Here is a 20,514-nt window from a genome sequence, read left to right on the forward strand (position 1 = left end):
TATGGACGTTTTTACAATAATTTCAGTATTAGTATTTCTATCGGCAATTTTTGGTTTTATAAATGCTCGTTTTCTAAAACTACCTAACAGTATTGGCTTAATGCTGATTACAATTCTGTTTACATTGGCAGTTTTTTTAATAGGTTATATCGATGACACCTTGATCAACGCGGAACGATATATTATTACCCAAATAGATTTTAAATCTGTACTGCTTGATATTATGTTGAGTTTTTTGTTGTTCGCAGGTGCATTACATACCAATTTCGAGCAATTAAAAGTACAGCGTTGGCCTATATTGGTATTCTCAACCTTAGGGGTGTTGGTATCTACCTTTTTAGTAGGTACAAGCATGTATTATTTACTACAATTGATAGGAATGGATATTTCTTTTATCTATTGTCTGCTGTTCGGTTCGTTAATCTCACCTACAGATCCCATTGCCGTATTGGGAATATTAAAAAAAGCAGGAGCGCCAAAGAAACTGGAAACTAAAATTGTAGGAGAATCATTGTTCAACGACGGGGTAGGGGTAGTTGTTTTCTTAACTATTTTTCAGCTTGCATCGGCAACAGAAGTAGCTGTTAGTCCGTTAGATATTTTAGAACTTTTTGGAGTTGAGGTAATCGGTGGGTTGGCATTAGGTCTAGCCTTAGGTTGGGGAACATGGAAACTCATGAAATCTATAGATGATTATGATATAGAAGTAATCATCACCTTGGCAACGGTAATGGTAGGTACTTTGATAGCGCAAAAATTCCATTTGTCAGCCCCTTTGGCCATGGTTGCTGCAGGTTTGGTAGTGGGTAATGATACGGTGCGTGACTCTGCAATGTCTGAAACGACCGAAACCTATGTAGATAAATTTTGGGAACTGTTAGATATTTTATTGAACACTTTGCTATTTGTTTTAATAGGAATGGAAATGCTTGTACTGTCTTTTGAAACAGAATATGTGATTGCGGGGTTATTGGCTATTCCTGTAGTATTGATTTGTAGATATTTATCGTTATTGATTCCTATTAAATTCTTTGAAAAGAAACTAGATTTTATTCCGAAAACTAATTTAGTGATGACCTGGGGTGGTTTGCGTGGAGGTATTTCTATAGCATTGGCATTAGGTTTATCTGATGAAATGTATAGAGATGCGTTTCTGGTAATAACCTATATAGTTGTTGTATTCTCTATTATAGGACAAGGCTTAACGGTAGAAAAACTTATTAAACGGGTAGTAAAATGAAACCGGAGACCTACGTAGAATTTGAAAGAAGTTTAGAACTCTCCGGTGTTCCAAAAGATTGGCCAGAGGCATTAAAAGCGGCTTGGTACGATGCTAAAGGCGATTGGGAAGCTTCTCATAACATAGCACAGGATATGCATAATACTTTAGGTAGTTGGTTACATGCCTATTTGCATAGAAAAGAAGGCGACCGTTTTAATCCCGGATATTGGTACAGGCTGGCAAAAAAAGAATATCCAACAATTACCTTAGACGAAGAGCTTAAGGTGATTGTTAATTATATTTTAGAAAATAATGGCTAGTATGTAATCACCCTAATTTATATACGTGGTAACTAGTAGTTGTCAATCTTTCAAAAGTCTTCTCGAAATCACTTTTACTACTGAATCCGCATGCAGAAATAAGAGTATATAGATCATTCGATTCTAGAAACCCCGAATCGATAAGCTGCTTTGCTTTTTCTACTCTTATATTATTTCTGTAAGTAGTAAAACTGATGCCTTTAGTCTGATAGAAAAAATAGGCTGTATGATAGGGTGGCACATGTAAAAGTTCTGCACACGCTTTTAGGTTGAAACCTGGTTTTAAAAATGCACCTTGTTGTTCTATTCTTGTGAGTGACTTTTGTAATTCCTTATTATCTAATCCATATATCCGTTCTCTTACATTGGTATCATTTGAAATAGAGGATGATATCAATAATTGATTTTTGGGAAATCCGTAGAGAATAGAAGGAAAGTATAAAGGAGCAATGCTAATCAGTAATAAGACTAGAAGCAATATAATCTGTAAACGGTATAAGCTCGTTGCTGATATATTCAAAGTATTGAGACCTAACATTCTTTCTATTCCAAAAAACAAAGTAATAAAAGCCATTAAGATTAATGCGGAATAAAACAAAAGCAACCATCTATTAAGAATGACCTTTAATTTATCATTCGGATTTATTTTTAAAAATTTTCTTAACCAGGGTATAAGAGATAGCAAATATATTATTTGCCATAAATGACGTAGACTATAATGTTCATTTAAACTTAACAATCCATATTGTGCACTAAAACGTTTGCTAGGGAAATTAATGGCATTTTCCACAATCTGATTATAGTAAGATGCCGGTTTAGAGAAAACAATGACGATATCAATAAGGCTTATCATAAATGGAACAAAAAGTAATAGGTATTGCCATTTCCATATAAACTTATCATCCATTACTGATTTAAAATAAAAATATATAGGTACAGTAATGATACTGTAAGGAAGCAAAGGCCAGAAATAAAACCATCTAAATTGGGTTAACAAACCATCGGTAATAATGTATGTTTGAAGGTTGTAAAGAGAAAAAATAAAATAGAAGAAAGCTAAAAATTGCTGAGGTAATTTATTAACGTCCTTTTTTAAAAGTATTAAGGCAGTTAAAATTAATCCGAAGATTGCTATTAGGAGGAAAACAAAATTCATTCAAACACTATTAAGTAATAAGTATGTACGAATTTACAATATAACAAGTAAGAATAAATTTAATATAACATATTTGTCGAAGAAGCTAGGCTTGATTTTATAATTGATCAACATCAACAAATGGCGATGTATCAATAATTTGGTCTTCAATATTAACCTGGGTTATATAAAGTCAACAAAAATGTATTGTGGTTAGTACGGGTAATCAATTCGATGTTTTGTTAATTGAATAGGGGATTAAATCTAAGTTTTAAAAAAATCTGACTATGTTGAGGTAAACCTAACTCTATTTTCTTCTTGGTTCTTTCAAGTAAAAAATATTAGTTCTTAGAAAGTTATGATTCTATAATTAATTATTAATCATAGAATTTTGGTTTAACTTTAAAAGTTCTTCATAAGGGTCTCCTTCTATACCTAATAACTTGGCAAAAGCAGGCTCGGTTTTTAAACCGCTAGCTTTTAGTTTTATAATTTCTTGTTTAAAGTTTTTACCTTTTTCTTTCAAAATAGCATGCTCGGTAATCATATGTAAATATGCATTTTGCTGCTTGGTAGGAGTGTTTTGAGCAAATATCTCAAATAAGAAATGGTCGGTTTTAAATTCCGCAATTGTAACTTTTTTATTGTTTTACTTACTTGAATAAATGTGAAAGCCTTGCATTTTAGAAAAGTGATGAGTTACAACAGAAGCGAATTTATCATGGTCGTTACATTCACAAATAATATCAACATCACTTTCGGGTATATCTATTTCAATGGGTATGGTACCAGTTACAATAGGCGAGTACAATTTAAGATGTTCTAGAATTTTGTGCTGTATAATGTCATTATACGCGCTTACTTGTCGCTCATTTCCGATTTTTAAATAATCTATATTTTCAAAATCAATGGTCAATTATAGTCAACTATTTTTATGGTACAAAATCACGATTTACAAATACAGATGAACTATAAATATAAATCGTGATTCATATATTCTTTTAAATCATTTTGAAATCCAATAATAACTCTCCTTCTATAGAAGCTTGTAAATGGTCACCTTTAAATGTTTCACCTGCACCTATAGCAGGGGTTCCTGTGAATATCATATCACCAGGATTCAATGTCATAAATGTAGAAACAAAGCTCATGATTTCAGCAAAGTTATAAATGATATATCCAGTATTACCAACCTGTTTCTTTTCACCGTTAATTACTAAGTCAAAATTAATGTTGTCTAATTCTGGAAAATCGGCAACAGGCTTAAAACCAGCAATAGGTGAAGCGCCATCAAAACCTTTAGCCAAAGCCCAGGGTCCTTTTTTATCTCTACTAGCAGTAAGTACATCTTTTGCGGTATAATCAATACCAATACCTATTTCAGAGATGTATGAATTAGCCTCTTCTACGGTAACATCTTTAGCCGTTTTTCCTATTTTAATCACTAATTCTACTTCGTAAATCAGTTGATTGGTAATTGCAGGAAATTCCACATCTTTACTATCAGTGACTAAAGAAGAATCTGGCTTTGTAAATATGAGTTGCGTATCATTCTTTAATCCGTCTATTTCAGATTTATCAACTACGTAATTCTTGCCTATACCTATAATTTTCATGCTTGTGGTGTTAGTGTATATTTATTTTTGGAGTGAAATTAATGATTAAATCAAGTGTAGTAACCTCTTTTTATTGAAATCACAAGAATCTGCATTTTTGTTTTAAGACTATTTGATATCATCAAATCATTTAATGACCTGTAACTCTTTTAATGCCGCAAGGGTAACCTCTTTTCTAGTTTTTATAAAATTGTTAAGGTCTATATTGTTATCAATAGGTTCTAAATTGGTTGCAAAGAAATAAACATGGTTTTTAACTTCAATAAAGCCAATGAACCAGCCATTATATTGGTTGTTGGTATTAGACAATCCTGTTTTACCACTGAGCTTGTAATCAGTTGTTTTCTCATTTAACATGACATCTTGCATAATATTCTTGGTTCTCTTGGATATTGGTAGCTGGTCATTGAAATATCGTTTTAGAAAATCTATTTGCTGCATTTGGCTAATTCTAGAATCACCCTCTAACCAAAAATCGGTGATGTTATCAGCATTTATTTTTAGGTTTCCGTATTGTAAATTTTCAACATACTCGTTCATACGTTGAACTCCAATTTTGGCAGCAACTTCTTGATAGCATGGTACACATGAAAACTGAAAGGCATCTCGTAGAACTAGGTCTTGCTCCCAAAAGTTTGACCATTTCTCTTTACCATCCCATTTAAAGATGGTGCTGTCACTTTCAATAACTCCCGTTTCCAAGCCAATAATACTATTTGTGATTTTAAAAGTGGATGCGGGTAAGTTACCATGTGTAGCCCACTCAAAGTCATTGGAATAATAGGTGTTATTATATGAATCGTAGATTAAAACAGATCCTTTAACATTATTAGAATCAATTATAGTTTGAAATTCAAACTTATTTATTTTAGTACTATTCGATTTTGATTCATCCAAAAGTGAAGTATTCTTTTGGTCTTTACAAGAAGCGATACAAACGATTAGAAATAGCAGTATACCTATTTTCATTTAGTAATTGAGTTGTATTAAAAAATGAATATAATAATTATCAATCGGTTTTATATTATTTAAAACCATTGACCCGAAAATAGTGATGAAGTTACAATATTGCTTAATCAGTCATTTTACAACCACGTGCTTATTTCATTTCTTCAAAAAGGATGCTTGTTTTCCGAGTCTATTAATATAAGTTTTCACTGGTCTGTAAAAACACGTTAAAGGTGATTTACGCTAATTTCTGTTTAAAATAATTAATATTTTAATAGTACTATCCTTCGATTAAGAAGCAAATAAGGCATGCTCAGCGACCTCGGTTTTTATTCTGCCATGGTAGACTCCAGAATCAATGATGTTAAAATTTTGTTGAGAAAATTTGAGCTCACCCTTTTTTATGTCAATGCGATTGGTTTTAAGATAATCTGTTTTTGTTTGAGCGTAGTTCTATACAGATATAAGTGTAAAGATTGCTGTAAAAATTCTTTTCATGGTTTGGTTTTCATAAGAGATAACCAATTTTAAAAATTGTTACAGCAACCCATTCAGAAAATTACTTTTTGATGTTAGTTAAAATATATTCGAGAATGAATAACAAAAACAATTGGGATTGCTTTATTAAATCTAAAGAAACTATAAAGCATTTTGTACTTAATTCCAAAAAACACTAAATATTACGGGATAAAATTTCTCCTTTTACAAATGTAAAATCATGCATTCGGAACCATCTTTAATTGCTTTAGCTTTCTTTTTTACCCAACCTTTAGCCTCCATGTCTCTTTGCCCGCCATTAACATGCGGAGTTCTGATATATTATATACTTTCACTTGAAAGTATCTCCAATTCTTCTCTGCTTAATTTAAAGGAAAGAAAGTAGGAAGTGAAATTTTTATCGGGAAATGAGAAGCCACCAGGTGCTGAAGTTGCTTTACCTTTATTTTCAATAGTAGGTGGGCAATCTCTGTCTGATTTTATCTCAAGCATCTTCCCACTTTGAAATTTAAAATAAATACTAGTTCCTTTTTTGAAAACAAAATCTCTTTCTCCAGAAAAATTAAATTCAAATTCGAATCTAACTGCACTATTTTTAAGTTCAAAAAAGATCAACCTTTCCTTAAACTTAAATTCAACAGTCTTTTTATTTGTGAAAGGGTCTTTCGAAACCTTACATTTTTGCGAATTTGCATTATATGAAATTATAAAAAGGGTAATTATAAACCAATAATTGTATTTCATTTTACTTGTTAGATTGTTATTTATAATTGTATTAATTGAAAATCTACAACACCTTCTTAAAACAAACACTATTTGCCATGTGCTCGTACGGAGGGTAGTTATCGATAATTGTGTAATTATTCTTTTTATAAAGTGCTATGGCTTCCGGCTGGCGTAATCCGGTTTCTAATACAACGTATGAATAGTTTAATTCTTTTGCCCATTCTTCTAATACAACGAGTGTTTTTGAGGCAATGCCTTTACCTCGAAAACTTGGTTGTACATACATTCGTTTAATTTCAACGGAATCCTTATTGAATTTCTTGAATGCACCGCATGCAACAAGGGTTTCATCAGAATAAAAAACTACACAATTTTTCAACGCATCAATACCGTTAAACTGTGCATAAAAAACATTCTCGTCTCCATCTCGTAGTGCCAGATCAGCATCAAGTAAGGCAACTAATTCTTTAAAGTTTTCGTTATCGCTAGCGCAACGTTTATAGTAAAGCATAAGAGGTCTCTTTTTTAGACTTTAATTGTATAACCGTTTGCGTTAACAGTGCTATTATCAAAATAGAAATCAATTCTACCCAAATTTACCCCAAAACAACCTACTTGATTTACCAATACATCTCGTTCTGCGGCGTTCGTAACAATAGTTGGTTTATCTAGAAAGGTATGGGTATGCCCGCCAATAATTAAATCGGTGTATTTTGTTCTTTTGGCAAGTTTTAAATCATCTGGTTTTTGAGAATTATATTCGTATCCTAAATGAGAAAGGCAAATAACCAAATCGCATTTTTCCTCTTCTTTAAGCTTGGTTTCCATATCGGTAGCCAATTCATAAGGGTCAAGAAATTCAGTCTCTTTAAAGAGTTGTTTTGTAACCAAACCGTCTAGTTTAATCCCTAATCCGTAGACACCAACTTTAATTCCGTCTTTTTCATAAATCTTGTAGGGCTCTGTTAATCCGTCTAAAACGGTATTGGAAAAGTCGTAATTGGCACTTATAAAATTAAACTTAGCGTAGGGCATTTGAGCTAAGAGTCCGTCAATACCATTATCAAAATCATGATTTCCAATTGTAATGGCATCATAATTAAGCATGCTCATTAATTTAAATTCTAGTTCACCACCATAAAAATTGAAGTAGGGGGTACCTTGAAAAATATCGCCCGCATCAAAAAGAAAAGTATTCGGATTCTCTTTTCTTATACTGTCTACTAAACCCGCTCTACGCGCCAAGCCTCCCAACCCGGGGAAATCTGCATGGTCGTTGGGGAAAGCATCAACATGACTGTGCACATCATTGGTGTGTAAAATGGTAATGTGTTTCTTTTTAGATACGTTGCAAGAATTTAGTCCCAAACCACCAAGGGTTAATAGGCTAGTGGATGCGGCAGTGTTTCGTATAAATTTTCTTCTTTCCATTTTACTGTAATTGATAATATCTTAAGTCTACTTTTGGGGTTAGGGTATCCACTTTAGAAAAGAAATCTATCATGGCATTACGTATTTTATAATCGGTTTCCGTTTTAGAAAGTGCTTCTTTAAAAAAGCTCATATTATCACCGCCGGTAACTAAATAGTCTGATGTGGCTACATTATAAGTTTTGTCTTTATCTAAAGGTTTTCCGTCTATCGTAAAAGATTTGACCGAATTGTCTTTATTGAGAATAAGCTGCATACCTGCAACAGGGTGCGCTCTTTTAGACTTAACAAGGTAATCTGCCAACTTTAATAAAGATGTACCTTTAAGTGCTACGACAACCACTGAGTTTTCAAACGGCATGACTTCATAAGCTGTTCTAGAAGTAACATTTCCTTTAGAGATAATCGATCTTATACCGCCATGGTTTAAAAGCACCAGGTCAATACTATTTCCGGTACGTTTTTTATAGATAGGATTGGTCTCACTAAGTACAATATCCGCCATTAAATTACCTGCGGTTGTATTGAATTTACCATCGGTTTTTGAAATAACATAAGGTGCATATGTCAATGTACTATCTAAAATACTTTCAACACGATCATGATAGGGTTGAATAAATTTTTGAATACTATCAACTGTAGCATAAGTGGTGTCAATTGCTATTTGACTGCCAGTCAGTTCAGTAAGGTGTTCAGCATTGCTATTACAAGATACCAAACCAAGAAATGTTATAAATATAACATAATGTTTTATATTTAAATTACCAAAGTGTTTTAACTTCGCCATATAGTTGCAGGGATATTATTTACATTTGTCTAAATGTAAAAATACATGTTTTTAAAAGGAATTAAGGACAAGTTTAAACGGAAATCGGGCCGTAAAATATTAAAACAACTGTTGGCAACACCAGTTGCTGTAACGCGTGAGGGTAAAGGAATACGTTCTGTAGGTTGTATTGTGGATTTAGATAGGTTTGAGAAATCTGAAGTGTTTTTTCAGTTTCAAGAAGAGTTGTCATTGCACCCCAATGCAGTTAAAATTATTGGATATAAGCGCATTTTCGATAAAAACTCGCCATATGCCACTCCTGTCTTTTCAGATAAGGACTTAGGGTGGAACGGTGAAATTGAAAATAGTTATGCCCTAGAGTTTTTAGGACGGGAATATGACCTATTAGTGAATTATTATAATGAGGATTGCTTGTTGTTGAATTTAATGTCGGTGAAAGCGAAGGCTCGTTTAAAAGTAGGGTTCAAAGAAGTGGGACCTACTTACAATGATTTAATGTTAGATACGCCATTAAAGGACTTTCAGATATTTAAAAAAGAATTGAAAAAGTACCTGGGCATTTTTAAAGAGATTTAATTATGAAAGATTTAAGGGGGGCAGGAGTAGCGTTAATAACGCCTTTTAAAGAAGATGGATTAGTAGATGTAGAGGCTCTTAAAAAAGTTGTAGCTTTTAATATTGAAGGCAACATAGATTACTTGGTGGTTTTAGGAACCACTGCTGAATCGGTAACCTTATCAAAAGAAGAAAAGCAATTGGTCATGCGTACCGTAGAAGAAGCAAACCAAGGTGCTTTGCCTTTAGTAATCGGTATAGGTGGTAATAATACCATGGCATTGGTAGAAGAGCTAAAGTCTGCAGATTTATCTGCGTATGATGCCATTTTATCTGTCTCACCCTATTACAACAGACCTACGCAAGAAGGTATTTATCAACATTTCGCAGCACTTTCGCAAGCATCGCCCTTACCTATTATTTTATATAATGTACCAGGTCGTACCGGTAGTAATATGTTACCAGAGACAGTAGTACGCTTGGCAAAGAAATTTGACAATATCGTTGCGGTTAAAGAAGCTTGCGGAGATATGACTCAAGTTCAGGAACTCATATCAAAAAGACCAGAAGGTTTCTTAGTACTTTCTGGAGATGATATTTCGGCATTACCAACAATAGTTGCCGGTGGTGACGGGGTAATTTCAGTTATTGGTCAAGGTTTACCAGAAGAATTTTCAAAAATGGTTCATGAAGGATTAGATGGTAATACAGAAGTAGCCTATAGCTACCACTACAAAATGCAAGATGGTATGAAGTTGATTTTCGAAGAAGGAAACCCAGCAGGTATCAAAGTTATTTTTGAATATTTAGGCTTGGCAAAACCCTTTGTGAGGTTACCATTAATTACGGCAAGTGATGCTTTAAAGCATAGAATTGTTTCATTTATGGAATCTATGATACGCATACCAGCATAAATATTCGTTAAATCTTCACTTAGTAGGACATTCTTGTGGTGTAAAGCCTGTACTTTTATTGGTTTAAAATGTTTTTTAAATCCATTGATAATCACTAATTTTGCAAAATGTTTTTTAAAATGAGGAGAGTTTTTCCATTACTATTGATTGCCATTGCTTTACAATCTTGTAGCGAGTACCAAAAAGTACTTAAGAACGATGATGTAAAAGCGAAATACGACATGGCCGAAACTTTCTACGAAGAAGGTGACTTTAGAAGGGCTAATAGATTACTTGAGCAAATTGCGCCCAAGTATGTAGGTAAGCCTCAAGGTGAGCGTGTTATGTTCTTCTTAGCTAACAGTTATTTTATGCGAGGAGATTACAACATGGCAGGCTACCAGTTTGAGCGTTTTGTGAAATCATATCCTAAAAGTGACAAAATGGTAGAAGCTAGTTTTTTAGGGGCTAAAAGTTTCTATGAGTTATCTCCAGATTATTCTTTAGATCAGACCGATACGGACAAGGCGTTATTGAAATTGCAGAATTTCATTAACACATATTCTGAATCTGAGTTCTATGCAGAAGCAAATGCTATGGCGCAAGAACTTACAACAAAGAAAGAGGAAAAAGCGTTTGAGATATTAAAGCAGTATAATAAATTGGGCGAGTTCAATTATGATATGCTTAAATCTGCAGTAGCGGCTAGTGATAACTTTGTGTCAGATAATCCTGGTTCTCCGTTTAGGGAAGAGGCAATGTTTGTAAAGGTTGAAGCGTTAACACATATGGCTGTAAATAGTTTTGAGCAGTTAAAGGAAGAGCGTTTAATAAATGCAAAGGCGGCACATGCTGCAATGAAAAAGCAGTTTCCAGAATCTAAATTCGATAAGGAAGCTACAGATTTAATTGAAAAAATCGATAAAGAATTACAACGTATGCAAGCGCAGACCGTTGAATCAAAATAAATAATTTAATTATGAATATGAACGATTTAAAAAACTCTAAGGCATCGGTATCTACGGTAACTATTAACCGTAATGAGTTTGATGAGCCAACTGAAAATATCTACGAGGCTATTTCAATTGCTGCAAAACGTGCTGTTCAGATCAATTCTGAAATTAAAAAAGAGCTTTTAGAGAAATTGGAAGAGTTTGCTACTTATAGTGACAGTTTAGAAGAAGTTTTTGAAAACAAAGAACAAATCGAAGTTTCTAAGTTTTACGAAAAATTACCTAAGCCACACGCAATGGCGGTAGAAGAGTGGTTGATGGATAAAATCTACCATAGAAACACAGAAAAAGACGCTTAAGAAATATGTTGAACGGCAAAAATGTTCTTTTAGGAATTACCGGAGGAATTGCTGCTTATAAAACAACATTCTTAGTTCGTTTATTTATAAAAGCTGGCGCTAACGTTAAGGTCATACTTACCGATAGCGCCAGCTCTTTTGTTACCCCGCTCACCCTTGCTACTTTAGCAAAAAATCCCGTAGTCCTTGATTTTGTTAAGACAGAAGAGAATACGGTAGATTGGAATCATCACGTAGAAATGGGGCTTTGGGCAGACTTGATGTTGATTGCGCCAGCTACTGCAAATACCATGTCTAAAATGGCAACAGGTAATTGCGACAATATTTTAATGGCTACCTATTTATCGGCTAAATGTCCGGTTTTCGTTGCTCCGGCTATGGATTTGGATATGTATAAGCATCCAAGCACAAAAAGTTCTTTAGATGCTCTTGCTTCATTTGGTAACATGATTATACCTGCAACAAGTGGAGAACTTGCCAGTGGTTTACATGGGGAAGGTAGAATGGCCGAGCCTGAAGATATCATAAGCTTTATAAAGAAGCGACTATCGGAAGGCTTGCCTTTGTCAGGTAAAAAAGTGTTAATTACTGCAGGTCCAACCTATGAAGCTATTGATCCTGTACGTTTTATAGGAAATCATTCTTCTGGATTAATGGGGTTTGAACTCGCTAAAACAGCTGCAAACCTTGGTGCCGAAGTGTATTTGGTGACCGGACCAACAAACTTATCTGTTACTCATGATTATATTCACGTAGTCAATGTGGTATCCGCTGACGATATGTATCATAGTGCTCAAATGCATTATGAAACATCTGATATTGTTATATGTGCAGCAGCGGTTGCAGATTATAGACCTAAAACCATTGCAGAACAGAAAATTAAAAAATCCGAAGAAAACTTTACTATTGAATTGGTAAAGAATAAAGATATTTTAAAAACCTTCGGTGATCATAAAAAGCATCAGTTCTTAGTTGGTTTCGCTCTAGAAACTGAAAACGAAATTGAAAATGCAAAAGGTAAACTAAAGCGTAAAAACCTAGATGCCATCGTATTGAATTCTATGCGGGATAAAGGCGCTGGTTTTGGCGGCGTTACCAATAAAATTTCATTTATAGATACCAATTCTAACATTACAGCGTTTGAACTAAAGACCAAGGCAGAAGTTGCCGTGGATATCTTCAATGAAATTATTAAAAGACGATATGCGTAAGGCAGTATTTCTATTACTTTTCACCTTTATTGGATTAAATATAAAAGCTCAAGAATTAACTTGTACGGTTACGGTCAATTCAGATCAGCTTACTCAAGGTGATCAGCAGATTTTTAAGACATTAGAGCGTTCGTTGAATGATTTTATCAATAAAACCAAGTGGACAAATAGAGTTTATAAAGAGAATGAAAGGGTAAATGCGCAAATGTTCATTACTATCACCTCTTACGAATCAAATAGCTTTAGTGGTAATATTCAAATACAGTCTTCAAGACCTGTTTATAATACTTCATATGCTACACCGGTTTTTAATTATAAGGACAATGCGTTCAATTTTCAATACATAGAATTTCAGCCGATGATTTTCAATGAGAATCAGTTCGAGTCTAATTTGGTTAGTGTCATGGCGTATTACGCATATGTTATATTAGGTTTAGATGCCGATACGTTTTCATTGGAAGGCGGAACTGAGTTTTTTAGAAAAGCACAGAATATTGTTACACAGGCACAAGGTAGTAACTCTGCGGGATGGAGCCAGTCAGCCGATTCTAACAGAAGTAGATTTGAATTAATTGATAATCTTTTATCGAATACCTATAGGGAGTACCGTATTGCTATGTATAACTACCACAGAAAAGGGCTAGATATATTGCCTGATAACAACAGCACGGGTAAGCAAGTAATCGCAGGTACAATGAATCTTTTTCAGACCATGATCAATAGAAGGCCCAATGCCTTTTTGATTTCAACTTTTTTTGATGCAAAATCAGAAGAGATAAAGAATATTTTCTCTGATGGACCAAAAGTTGATATTATAAAGCTGAAAGAAACCTTAAATAAAATTGCTCCTTTATACGCTACAACTTGGAACGATATTAAATATTGAACCATTTTACAAAACGGAATTATAGATTACCTTTGTGAATCTAAAATTCTAACGTGTGCTTTCAACCCTTTCCATTTCTAATTACGCATTAATTGATTGTCTAGAAGTAGACTTCAATAGAGGTTTCACGGTTATTACCGGTGAAACTGGCGCCGGTAAATCTATTTTACTTGGCGGATTATCTTTAGTGTTAGGTAAACGTGCAGATTTAAGTTCTTTACGGGTTAAAGATCAGAAATGTATTATCGAAGGTACCTTTAAGATAGACACATACGGACTCCAGAGTTTCTTTGAAGAAAATGATTTGGACTATGATGATAGTACGGTCATTAGGCGAGAGATTTTACCAAGTGGTAAGTCTAGGGCATTTGTAAACGATACTCCGGTAACTTTAGGGGTCTTATCTACATTGGGTGAAAACCTAATAGATATTCATTCTCAGCATCAAACTATGCAGCTTACTGAAAATGACTTTCAGTTAAAATTGGTAGATGCGCTCGCAAACAATCAAAAAAGATTAACGGCATATAGAAAAGATTTAAAAACTTATCGTAAAGCGCAGAAGGAATTAGAGAAACTTATTGAACTTCAAAGCACAGCCAACAAAGAACAAGATTACAACACGTTTTTGCTGGAAGAGTTAGAAAAAGCACCCTTAAAAGCAGGAGTAATTGAAGAGCTGGAACAAGAATATGAGCAGCTGAACAATGTGGAGTTGATTATGGAGCAGTTATCTAAAGGAGACCAATTGTTCAATGATGAGCAAATAGGGGTTTTGACTTTAGTAACAGAAATGCGCCAATCACTTTCAAAACTGATAGATTTTGGGTCTAGCTACAAAGATTTGTTTGAGCGTGTAAAATCCGTAATGATAGAACTAGATGATGTGAGTTCAGAATTGCAGCGTCTTCAAGAAGGGGTAGAGGCGAACCCTGATCAGCTAGAACAGGTGAATAATAAATTACAGCTGCTGTATAATTTACAGAAAAAGCATAATGTCAGCGATATAGCTGAGTTGATTAGCATTAAGAACGATCTTGCTGATAAAGTTTTTGAAACTGCCAATTTAGATGATAAAATTGCAGCTAGAACAAAGGAAATAGAAGAGATGGAAGCTGTTTTGGAATCAAAGGCTGTTCTGTTACGCGAAAAAAGAAATTCGGTAATTCCTCAACTTAAGAAAAAATTGGAATCCGATTTGGGGCTATTAGGTATGCCAAGTGCATCGTTCGAAATAAAATTAAGCGCTGCCGAGGCGTTTACAGTTACAGGTAAAGATGAGCTTTCATTTTTATTCACCGCCAATAGGGGTGGTAGTTATGGCGAATTAAAGAAAGTAGCATCTGGTGGTGAATTGTCAAGAATAATGTTGGTGATCAAATCCATACTTGCCAAGTATGAAAAGTTGCCAACTATAATGTTCGATGAAATAGATACTGGAGTGTCTGGGGAAATATCTGACCGCATGGCAGATATTATGAAAGATATGAGTGCGGATCTACAAGTATTTTCTATTACGCATTTACCACAAGTAGCATCAAAAGGAAACAACCATTTCAAAGTCTTTAAAACCGAAGGTAAAGAGCGTACAATGACCAATTTAAAGCAGCTGACCAATGATGAAAGAGTGGTAGAGTTGGCTCATATGCTAAGCGGTAAAGATCTTTCTGATTCTGCATTGGCACATGCAAAAGAACTTTTAAGTGCATCTTCAAATATATAAAACATTACATTTTTGAAAAATGTGATTGGTCTTGTGCCGATTGAGATTTTACGCGACTACATTAAGACTGTTGTTTTAGGGTTTTTAAGTAGTACTTAAATTCTCTATTAACATATTTTGGATATCTTTGAATTTTAAATCTAACTATAGAATCAACCATCATGGGATATAACTTATTAAAAGGTAAAAGGGGAATTATTTTTGGAGCATTAGACGAAAATTCTATTGCGTGGAAAACAGCGCAAACGGTACACGCAGAAGGTGGTACTTTTGTTTTGACAAACGCCCCAATTGCTATGAGAATGGGTCAGATAGACCAATTGGCAAAAGAAACAGGATCAGAAATTATACCTGCAGATGCTACAAGTGTTGAAGACTTGGATAATTTAGTTGCAAAGGCAGTTGAAATTTTAGGAGGTAAAATAGATTTCGTACTACATTCAATCGGTATGTCTGTTAATGTACGTAAAGGTCGTGCTTATACAGATGAAAAATATGATTTTACGGCTAAAGGATGGGATGTTTCTGCGCTTTCTTTTCATAAGGTATTACAATCACTTTATAAAGCGGATGCTATGAACGAGTGGGGTAGTGTTGTTGCTTTGACTTATATGGCTGCGCAAAGAACATTTCCGGATTATAACGATATGGCAGATAACAAAGCGTATTTAGAATCTGTTGCCCGTAGCTTTGGCTATTTCTTTGGTAAAGAGAAAAACGTACGTGTAAATACCATTTCGCAATCACCAACTGCAACAACTGCAGGACAAGGAGTAAAAGGTTTTGACGGCTTTATCAGTTATGCGGAAAAAATGTCTCCGTTAGGTAATGCTTCAGCTCAAGATTGTGCTGATTATACCATAACCTTATTCTCTGATCTTACCAGAAAGGTGACAATGCAGAACTTGTTTCATGACGGTGGTTTCTCTAATACAGGAGTTAGTCAAGAAGTTATAGAGAAGTTTTAATCAAGATTTTAATATTCCAATTTCATTGGAGCCTATTCATTTAAGGAGCGTAAAAATGGACTTATCGTTTTCTTTTATCATTCCCGTATACAATAGACCCAACGAAATTAAGGAACTGTTGGATAGTCTACGTTTACAAACCTATGACAAAACTTTTGAGGTGGTTATCGTCGAAGACGGTTCTACTATTTCATCTGAAGAAGTTATAGGTGAGTATGTAGATGATCTAACTATTTCATATTATAAGAAGCCAAATTCTGGTCCTGGTGATTCTAGAAATTACGGTATGGCTAGGGCAAATGGCAATTACTTTATAGTATTGGACTCTGATTGTATTTTGCCATCGCAGTATCTTGTAGAAGCAGAAAAGAGTTTACAAGAAGATTATGTGCATTGCTACGGCGGTCCGGATGCGGCACATGAATCTTTTTCTACCGTTCAAAAAGCAATTAACTATGCTATGACTTCTTTTTTGACCACAGGCGGAATTCGTGGTGGTAAAAAAGCAGTGGATAAATTTCAGCCCAGAAGTTTTAATATGGGTATCTCTAAAGAAGCTTTTAGTACAGTAGGCGGTTATGGAAATATTCACCCCGGTGAAGATCCAGATCTAACCATACGCATTTGGAATAAAGGGTATAGAACTAAATTGATTTCAGAAGCATTTGTGTATCATAAAAGGCGAATAGACTGGAACAAATTTTATATTCAGGTAAATAAATTTGGTATGGTACGCCCTATATTGAATAAGTGGCATCCAGAGACCAAGAAGATTACCTATTGGTTTCCAACTGTATTTTGTTTAGGATTTTTGGTATCGGTATTATTGGCATTGGTAGGTTTCAAAATTCCGTGGTTTATATATTCAACATTCTTTTTAGTTTTGTTTATAGATGCGCTTTTAAAAACTCGTAATTTAAAAGTGGCAATTTTATCACTGGTAGCAACAGCGATACAATTTTTTGGATATGGATACGGATTTTTAAAATCAACCTTGTATATTAATTCTTCAAATAAAAAGCCAGAGGAAATTTTTCCGAAATTATTTTTTAGAGTGAATTGATGGAACGTTTAGTAGAGTGGATAAAAACAGGACTAAAGAAAAGAAAGGTAAAAGTCTTTCTTGTGTTCTTGTTGTGTGCTTCACTCGCTTGGTTAATCAATAAGTTATCGCTTACCTATACAAATAACACTACTTTTCAAGTGGAATATGTAAATGTTCCGGACGAATTTTTATTAGCAAATACTCCAAAAGATGAAATTGAAGTACGTCTTCAAGCAGCTGGATTTCAATTTTTAGGATATGAATTAAAACCCAAGCAGGTAAAGTTAGATGTTAGTAAGGTGATGCATAAAGATGGTGCCTACTATTTAACATCAGACCAAATTAGAATTCAGTTAGAATCTCAGCTTAATAATTATAGCATACTAACAGATTTTGATAGTGATGCTATATATTTTGATTTTACATCTTTAGAAACAAAGAAAGTACCAGTAAAAGCAATGGTAGACATGACCTTTGCATCAAACCACATTCTGGAAGGGGAGATTGAAGTAGTGCCGGATTCAATTCAAATTTCAGGCCCTAAAAGTCAAATTGATACTATAAAACAAATTAGAACGACATTGTTTAAGTCTGATTATATAAATACTTCATTCTCAAATGAAATAGCCTTACAATTACCGGAACAATTAAAAGGAACAACTTTTTCAAATAAAAAAGTTAGACTCTCTGGTAAGGTGGTTAAATTTTCTGAACAAGTAATAGAAGTTCCTGTTCAGGTAATCAACCTACCAGAAAATGTAAAGGTTCGTACTTTTCCAGAAATAGTTGAAGTCCGGTGTCAGGGTACTTTAGAGCATTTGAAGGAATTGGAAGTAGGAGATTTTTCTGTAGAGGCAGATTATGCTAGGCTCTCAAAAGAGAATGAGAATACCTTATCTGTAAAATTGGTAAAGTATCCAAGAAGTTTAAACAATGCTGTAATCAGCACAAATGAAGTTGAATTTATACTTCGAAGAGAATGATGATAATAGGTTTAACAGGAGGAATAGGTAGCGGAAAATCTACGGTAGCTACTATGTTTAGAGAGTTAGGTATTCCAGTTTATGATTCAGATCAACGTGCGAAATACTTAATGAATACTTCCAAAGTTATACATGACCAATTAGTTGCTTTATTAGGGGAAGAGGCTTTTAAGGGTGGTACGTTAAACAGATCATATATAGCTGGTAAAGTTTTTAATGATGCAGAATTATTGGCAAAACTCAATAATATAGTGCATCCTGTGGTGAGGCAAGATTTTATAGATTGGTCAAGTGATCAAGATACAAACTATGTAATTCAAGAAACAGCTTTGTTGTTTGAAAATAAGGCACAAGAACTCTATGATGATGTCATATTGGTAACCGCTCCCAAAGAAGTCCGTGTCAATCGCGTGTTAGATAGGGATAACACTACAAGAGAGCAGGTTGAAGCACGTATGAACAATCAACTTGATGATGAAACAAAATTAGAATTAGCCAATTATGTAATTGAAAATACTGACTTAGAAAGAACTAGGTCAAAAGTGCTACAAGTTCACGCATCTATCCTCTCTGACTGTTAGTAATTTAGCAATTTTAACATTTTTGTTAAGGTTAGGTTAAACGTACTACCCTCTAACTGTTAAATCTTTAATTTTAACACCCAATGAACAAAAAGTTATTTGTGCTCTTAGTGGTTTTAATGAGCCTTTCACTTATTGGTCTGATTTTCGTTCAAAGTTTCTGGATTAGCAAATCCATAGATAGTGGAGAAGAACAATTCTCTAGTAGTGTTTCAGAAGCATTGAACAGCGTCACCAATAAAATTACCGAAAGAGAATCTAAAAACTACTTCGATAGGTATTTACATGCAAAGGATAGTATTGGAGGAGAGCTTAAAGGTGCTCAGCTGACTAATTTTTTCTTTATTGATAGGGATATCAATTCTAATGAGATATTACTGTATGAACACGGTATATTAGAAGAAGATTATGGTATTTCGTCTACGTTCTTTGATAGTAGTGATGGTGCGGATACCACTATCATTAAAAATTTTACCAGTAAACGAACTACATCGATTTTTAGGGAAGATTTTGATTTAGAAGGAAATACGCCACGTTTTAATCCTATTCAAAGGATTGAAAAAATTGGGGGTCTTAACAAAATGGAAAAGGCCGCCATGGAAGAGATGTTTATGGTTCATGCAAAGCGTGTACCTATTCATAAGCGTGTTTCCAAGCAAGAAATTGAATTGTTGCTGCAACGAGAATTGGAGAACAGAGGTGTTGATATTGCTTTTGAGTATGGAGTGTATAGCAATGGTCTACCGACCAAAGTGAAATCTACCAAATTTAAATATGCAGAATCAAACATCTATAAATCTCCCATGTTTGTGGATTTTGAAGGAGTATCAAATTTCGATTTGTTAGTTTCCTTTCCAAAGAAAAAACGATTCTTGGTACAGTCTATTTTAGGTCTGGCGCTTCTTTCGCTGTTATTTACAATTATCATAGTGGTAGCTTATGCAGGGGCAATTTATCAGTTGATACGTCAAAAGCAGATATCTGAAATAAAGACAGATTTCATTAATAATATGACGCATGAGTTTAAAACTCCCATTGCGACTATTAATCTTGCTGTTGAAGCGATTAGAAACCCTAAGATTATAACTGATCAAGAAAAGGTTATGCGCTATTTACAGATGATCAGAGATGAGAATAAGAGAATGCATGCTCAAGTTGAAAATGTATTAAGAATCTCTAAACTTGAAAAGAATCAGCTTGATATTAGTAAGGATAGGGTTAACGTTCACGACATTATAGAAGACGCTATTACTCACGTTCAATTAATAGTTGATGATAGAGGCGGATATATACACACACATTTAGATGCTGAACGATGTGAAGTTTTAGCGAATGAAATGCATTTTACCAATGTAATTGTAAATATGTTGGACAATGCGATCAAGTATTCTGAAGAAGCACCAAAAATTGATGTATTTACAGAAAGAGCTAAAAATTATATTATAATAAAAGTGCAAGATCAAGGTGCTGGTATGAGCAAGGCTGTGGTCAAGAAAGTATTTGAAAAATTCTATCGAGAGCATACAGGAGATTTGCACAACGTTAAAGGACATGGATTAGGATTGTCTTACGTTAAAAAAATAGTAGAAGACCACCAAGGCGAAGTATATGCCGAAAGTGAAAAAGGAAAAGGAAGTACATTTTACATAAAACTGCCGTTAATATAAAAAT

21 protein-coding genes and 1 pseudogene are annotated in these 20,514 nt (G+C 34.1%); 14 read left to right on the top strand and 8 right to left on the bottom strand.

Annotated elements, in window-relative coordinates; all coding sequences use genetic code 11:
* Position 1 precedes the first annotated feature (1 nt).
* Together SJY30_RS03715 and SJY30_RS03720 are read left to right on the top strand one after the other, a co-directional pair.
* Positions 2–1,240 (top strand): cation:proton antiporter, encoded by a 1,239-nt coding sequence (locus tag SJY30_RS03715; RefSeq protein ID WP_396634264.1) that lies wholly within the window; start codon positions 2–4, stop codon positions 1,238–1,240.
* A complete protein-coding gene (locus SJY30_RS03720) occupies positions 1,237–1,542 on the top strand; it encodes a hypothetical protein (RefSeq protein ID WP_396634265.1) in 306 nt (101 codons plus the stop codon). Before SJY30_RS03715 ends, SJY30_RS03720 begins: the two co-directional genes overlap by 4 nt.
* Positions 1,543–1,549: 7 nt before the next feature.
* Here the strand turns inward: SJY30_RS03720 and SJY30_RS03725 are convergent, their stop codons facing one another.
* The 8 genes and pseudogenes from SJY30_RS03725 to SJY30_RS03760 form a co-directional block, all read right to left on the bottom strand.
* Entirely contained in the window at positions 1,550–2,449 is a 900-nt protein-coding gene (locus tag SJY30_RS03725; protein ID WP_396634266.1) for a helix-turn-helix domain-containing protein, read from the bottom strand.
* A 598-nt stretch (positions 2,450–3,047) separates the two neighbouring features.
* Positions 3,048–3,593, bottom strand: a pseudogene (locus tag SJY30_RS03730) (DUF4269 domain-containing protein).
* 85 nt (positions 3,594–3,678) lie between these two features.
* Positions 3,679–4,293 (bottom strand): fumarylacetoacetate hydrolase family protein, encoded by a 615-nt coding sequence (locus SJY30_RS03735; protein ID WP_396634267.1) that lies wholly within the window; start codon positions 4,291–4,293, stop codon positions 3,679–3,681.
* A gap of 126 nt (positions 4,294–4,419) precedes the next feature.
* A complete protein-coding gene (blaOXA, locus tag SJY30_RS03740) occupies positions 4,420–5,262 on the bottom strand; it encodes a class D beta-lactamase (protein ID WP_396634268.1) in 843 nt (280 codons plus the stop codon).
* A gap of 798 nt (positions 5,263–6,060) precedes the next feature.
* Complete coding sequence (locus tag SJY30_RS03745) at positions 6,061–6,483, bottom strand: hypothetical protein (RefSeq protein WP_396634269.1); 423 nt, start codon at positions 6,481–6,483, stop codon at positions 6,061–6,063.
* 43 nt (positions 6,484–6,526) lie between these two features.
* Positions 6,527–6,976, bottom strand: coding sequence for a GNAT family N-acetyltransferase (locus SJY30_RS03750; protein WP_396634270.1), 450 nt, complete (start codon positions 6,974–6,976; stop codon positions 6,527–6,529).
* Positions 6,977–6,990: 14 nt separating this feature from the next.
* Positions 6,991–7,896 carry a bifunctional metallophosphatase/5'-nucleotidase gene (locus tag SJY30_RS03755; protein ID WP_396634271.1) on the bottom strand — a complete coding sequence of 302 codons (906 nt, stop codon included), beginning with the start codon at positions 7,894–7,896 and terminating at the stop codon, positions 6,991–6,993.
* Between the two features lies 1 nt (position 7,897).
* Positions 7,898–8,683, bottom strand: coding sequence for a 5'-nucleotidase C-terminal domain-containing protein (locus tag SJY30_RS03760; protein WP_396634272.1), 786 nt, complete (start codon positions 8,681–8,683; stop codon positions 7,898–7,900).
* Positions 8,684–8,728: 45 nt separating this feature from the next.
* On the opposite strand from SJY30_RS03760, the gene SJY30_RS03765 reads away from it, so the two are divergent.
* The 12 genes from SJY30_RS03765 to SJY30_RS03820 all read left to right on the top strand — a co-directional run bounded on the left by SJY30_RS03765 (position 8,729) and on the right by SJY30_RS03820 (position 20,510).
* Complete coding sequence (locus SJY30_RS03765) at positions 8,729–9,262, top strand: DUF6913 domain-containing protein (protein WP_396634273.1); 534 nt, start codon at positions 8,729–8,731, stop codon at positions 9,260–9,262.
* Between the two features lie 2 nt (positions 9,263–9,264).
* Positions 9,265–10,155 carry a 4-hydroxy-tetrahydrodipicolinate synthase gene (gene dapA / locus SJY30_RS03770; RefSeq protein ID WP_396634274.1) on the top strand — a complete coding sequence of 297 codons (891 nt, stop codon included), beginning with the start codon at positions 9,265–9,267 and terminating at the stop codon, positions 10,153–10,155.
* Between the two features lie 119 nt (positions 10,156–10,274).
* Complete coding sequence (locus tag SJY30_RS03775) at positions 10,275–11,102, top strand: outer membrane protein assembly factor BamD (RefSeq protein ID WP_396634275.1); 828 nt, start codon at positions 10,275–10,277, stop codon at positions 11,100–11,102.
* A gap of 17 nt (positions 11,103–11,119) precedes the next feature.
* Positions 11,120–11,446 (top strand): DNA-directed RNA polymerase subunit omega, encoded by a 327-nt coding sequence (locus SJY30_RS03780; RefSeq protein WP_036158283.1) that lies wholly within the window; start codon positions 11,120–11,122, stop codon positions 11,444–11,446.
* A gap of 5 nt (positions 11,447–11,451) precedes the next feature.
* Entirely contained in the window at positions 11,452–12,657 is a 1,206-nt protein-coding gene (gene coaBC / locus SJY30_RS03785) for a bifunctional phosphopantothenoylcysteine decarboxylase/phosphopantothenate--cysteine ligase CoaBC (RefSeq protein ID WP_396634276.1), read from the top strand.
* Positions 12,650–13,543 (top strand): DUF4835 family protein, encoded by an 894-nt coding sequence (locus tag SJY30_RS03790; protein ID WP_396635303.1) that lies wholly within the window; start codon positions 12,650–12,652, stop codon positions 13,541–13,543. Before coaBC ends, SJY30_RS03790 begins: the two co-directional genes overlap by 8 nt.
* Before the next feature lie 55 nt (positions 13,544–13,598).
* Positions 13,599–15,266, top strand: coding sequence for a DNA repair protein RecN (recN, locus tag SJY30_RS03795; protein WP_396634277.1), 1,668 nt, complete (start codon positions 13,599–13,601; stop codon positions 15,264–15,266).
* A gap of 161 nt (positions 15,267–15,427) precedes the next feature.
* Entirely contained in the window at positions 15,428–16,234 is an 807-nt protein-coding gene (locus SJY30_RS03800) for an enoyl-ACP reductase (protein WP_133672896.1), read from the top strand.
* Between the two features lie 55 nt (positions 16,235–16,289).
* Entirely contained in the window at positions 16,290–17,297 is a 1,008-nt protein-coding gene (locus SJY30_RS03805) for a glycosyltransferase (RefSeq protein ID WP_396634278.1), read from the top strand.
* A complete protein-coding gene (locus tag SJY30_RS03810) occupies positions 17,297–18,262 on the top strand; it encodes a hypothetical protein (RefSeq protein WP_396634279.1) in 966 nt (321 codons plus the stop codon). Before SJY30_RS03805 ends, SJY30_RS03810 begins: the two co-directional genes overlap by 1 nt.
* Positions 18,259–18,843 carry a dephospho-CoA kinase gene (gene coaE / locus SJY30_RS03815; protein WP_396634280.1) on the top strand — a complete coding sequence of 195 codons (585 nt, stop codon included), beginning with the start codon at positions 18,259–18,261 and terminating at the stop codon, positions 18,841–18,843. Before SJY30_RS03810 ends, coaE begins: the two co-directional genes overlap by 4 nt.
* An 83-nt stretch (positions 18,844–18,926) precedes the next feature.
* Positions 18,927–20,510 carry a sensor histidine kinase gene (locus SJY30_RS03820; RefSeq protein WP_396634281.1) on the top strand — a complete coding sequence of 528 codons (1,584 nt, stop codon included), beginning with the start codon at positions 18,927–18,929 and terminating at the stop codon, positions 20,508–20,510.
* Positions 20,511–20,514: the final 4 nt, after the last annotated feature.

This window comes from Maribacter sp. R86514 (assembly GCF_044597005.1).
In the GTDB taxonomy this organism is placed as follows: Bacteria; Bacteroidota; Bacteroidia; order Flavobacteriales; family Flavobacteriaceae; genus Maribacter.

Coding starts and splice junctions, on each gene's coding strand:
- SJY30_RS03735 (WP_396634267.1), bottom strand. CDS start 4,293: ATGAAAATTATAGGTATAGGCAAGAATTACGTAGTTGATAAATCTGAA.
- coaBC (WP_396634276.1), top strand. CDS start 11,452: ATGTTGAACGGCAAAAATGTTCTTTTAGGAATTACCGGAGGAATTGCT.
- SJY30_RS03715 (WP_396634264.1), top strand. CDS start 2: ATGGACGTTTTTACAATAATTTCAGTATTAGTATTTCTATCGGCAATT.
- SJY30_RS03810 (WP_396634279.1), top strand. CDS start 17,297: ATGGAACGTTTAGTAGAGTGGATAAAAACAGGACTAAAGAAAAGAAAG.
- SJY30_RS03750 (WP_396634270.1), bottom strand. CDS start 6,976: ATGCTTTACTATAAACGTTGCGCTAGCGATAACGAAAACTTTAAAGAA.
- SJY30_RS03760 (WP_396634272.1), bottom strand. CDS start 8,683: ATGGCGAAGTTAAAACACTTTGGTAATTTAAATATAAAACATTATGTT.
- SJY30_RS03780 (WP_036158283.1), top strand. CDS start 11,120: ATGAACGATTTAAAAAACTCTAAGGCATCGGTATCTACGGTAACTATT.
- SJY30_RS03805 (WP_396634278.1), top strand. CDS start 16,290: ATGGACTTATCGTTTTCTTTTATCATTCCCGTATACAATAGACCCAAC.
- SJY30_RS03765 (WP_396634273.1), top strand. CDS start 8,729: ATGTTTTTAAAAGGAATTAAGGACAAGTTTAAACGGAAATCGGGCCGT.
- blaOXA (WP_396634268.1), bottom strand. CDS start 5,262: ATGAAAATAGGTATACTGCTATTTCTAATCGTTTGTATCGCTTCTTGT.
- coaE (WP_396634280.1), top strand. CDS start 18,259: ATGATGATAATAGGTTTAACAGGAGGAATAGGTAGCGGAAAATCTACG.
- SJY30_RS03790 (WP_396635303.1), top strand. CDS start 12,650: ATGCGTAAGGCAGTATTTCTATTACTTTTCACCTTTATTGGATTAAAT.
- dapA (WP_396634274.1), top strand. CDS start 9,265: ATGAAAGATTTAAGGGGGGCAGGAGTAGCGTTAATAACGCCTTTTAAA.
- SJY30_RS03725 (WP_396634266.1), bottom strand. CDS start 2,449: ATGGATGATAAGTTTATATGGAAATGGCAATACCTATTACTTTTTGTT.
- SJY30_RS03745 (WP_396634269.1), bottom strand. CDS start 6,483: ATGAAATACAATTATTGGTTTATAATTACCCTTTTTATAATTTCATAT.
- SJY30_RS03800 (WP_133672896.1), top strand. CDS start 15,428: ATGGGATATAACTTATTAAAAGGTAAAAGGGGAATTATTTTTGGAGCA.
- SJY30_RS03755 (WP_396634271.1), bottom strand. CDS start 7,896: ATGGAAAGAAGAAAATTTATACGAAACACTGCCGCATCCACTAGCCTA.
- SJY30_RS03820 (WP_396634281.1), top strand. CDS start 18,927: ATGAACAAAAAGTTATTTGTGCTCTTAGTGGTTTTAATGAGCCTTTCA.
- SJY30_RS03720 (WP_396634265.1), top strand. CDS start 1,237: ATGAAACCGGAGACCTACGTAGAATTTGAAAGAAGTTTAGAACTCTCC.
- SJY30_RS03775 (WP_396634275.1), top strand. CDS start 10,275: ATGAGGAGAGTTTTTCCATTACTATTGATTGCCATTGCTTTACAATCT.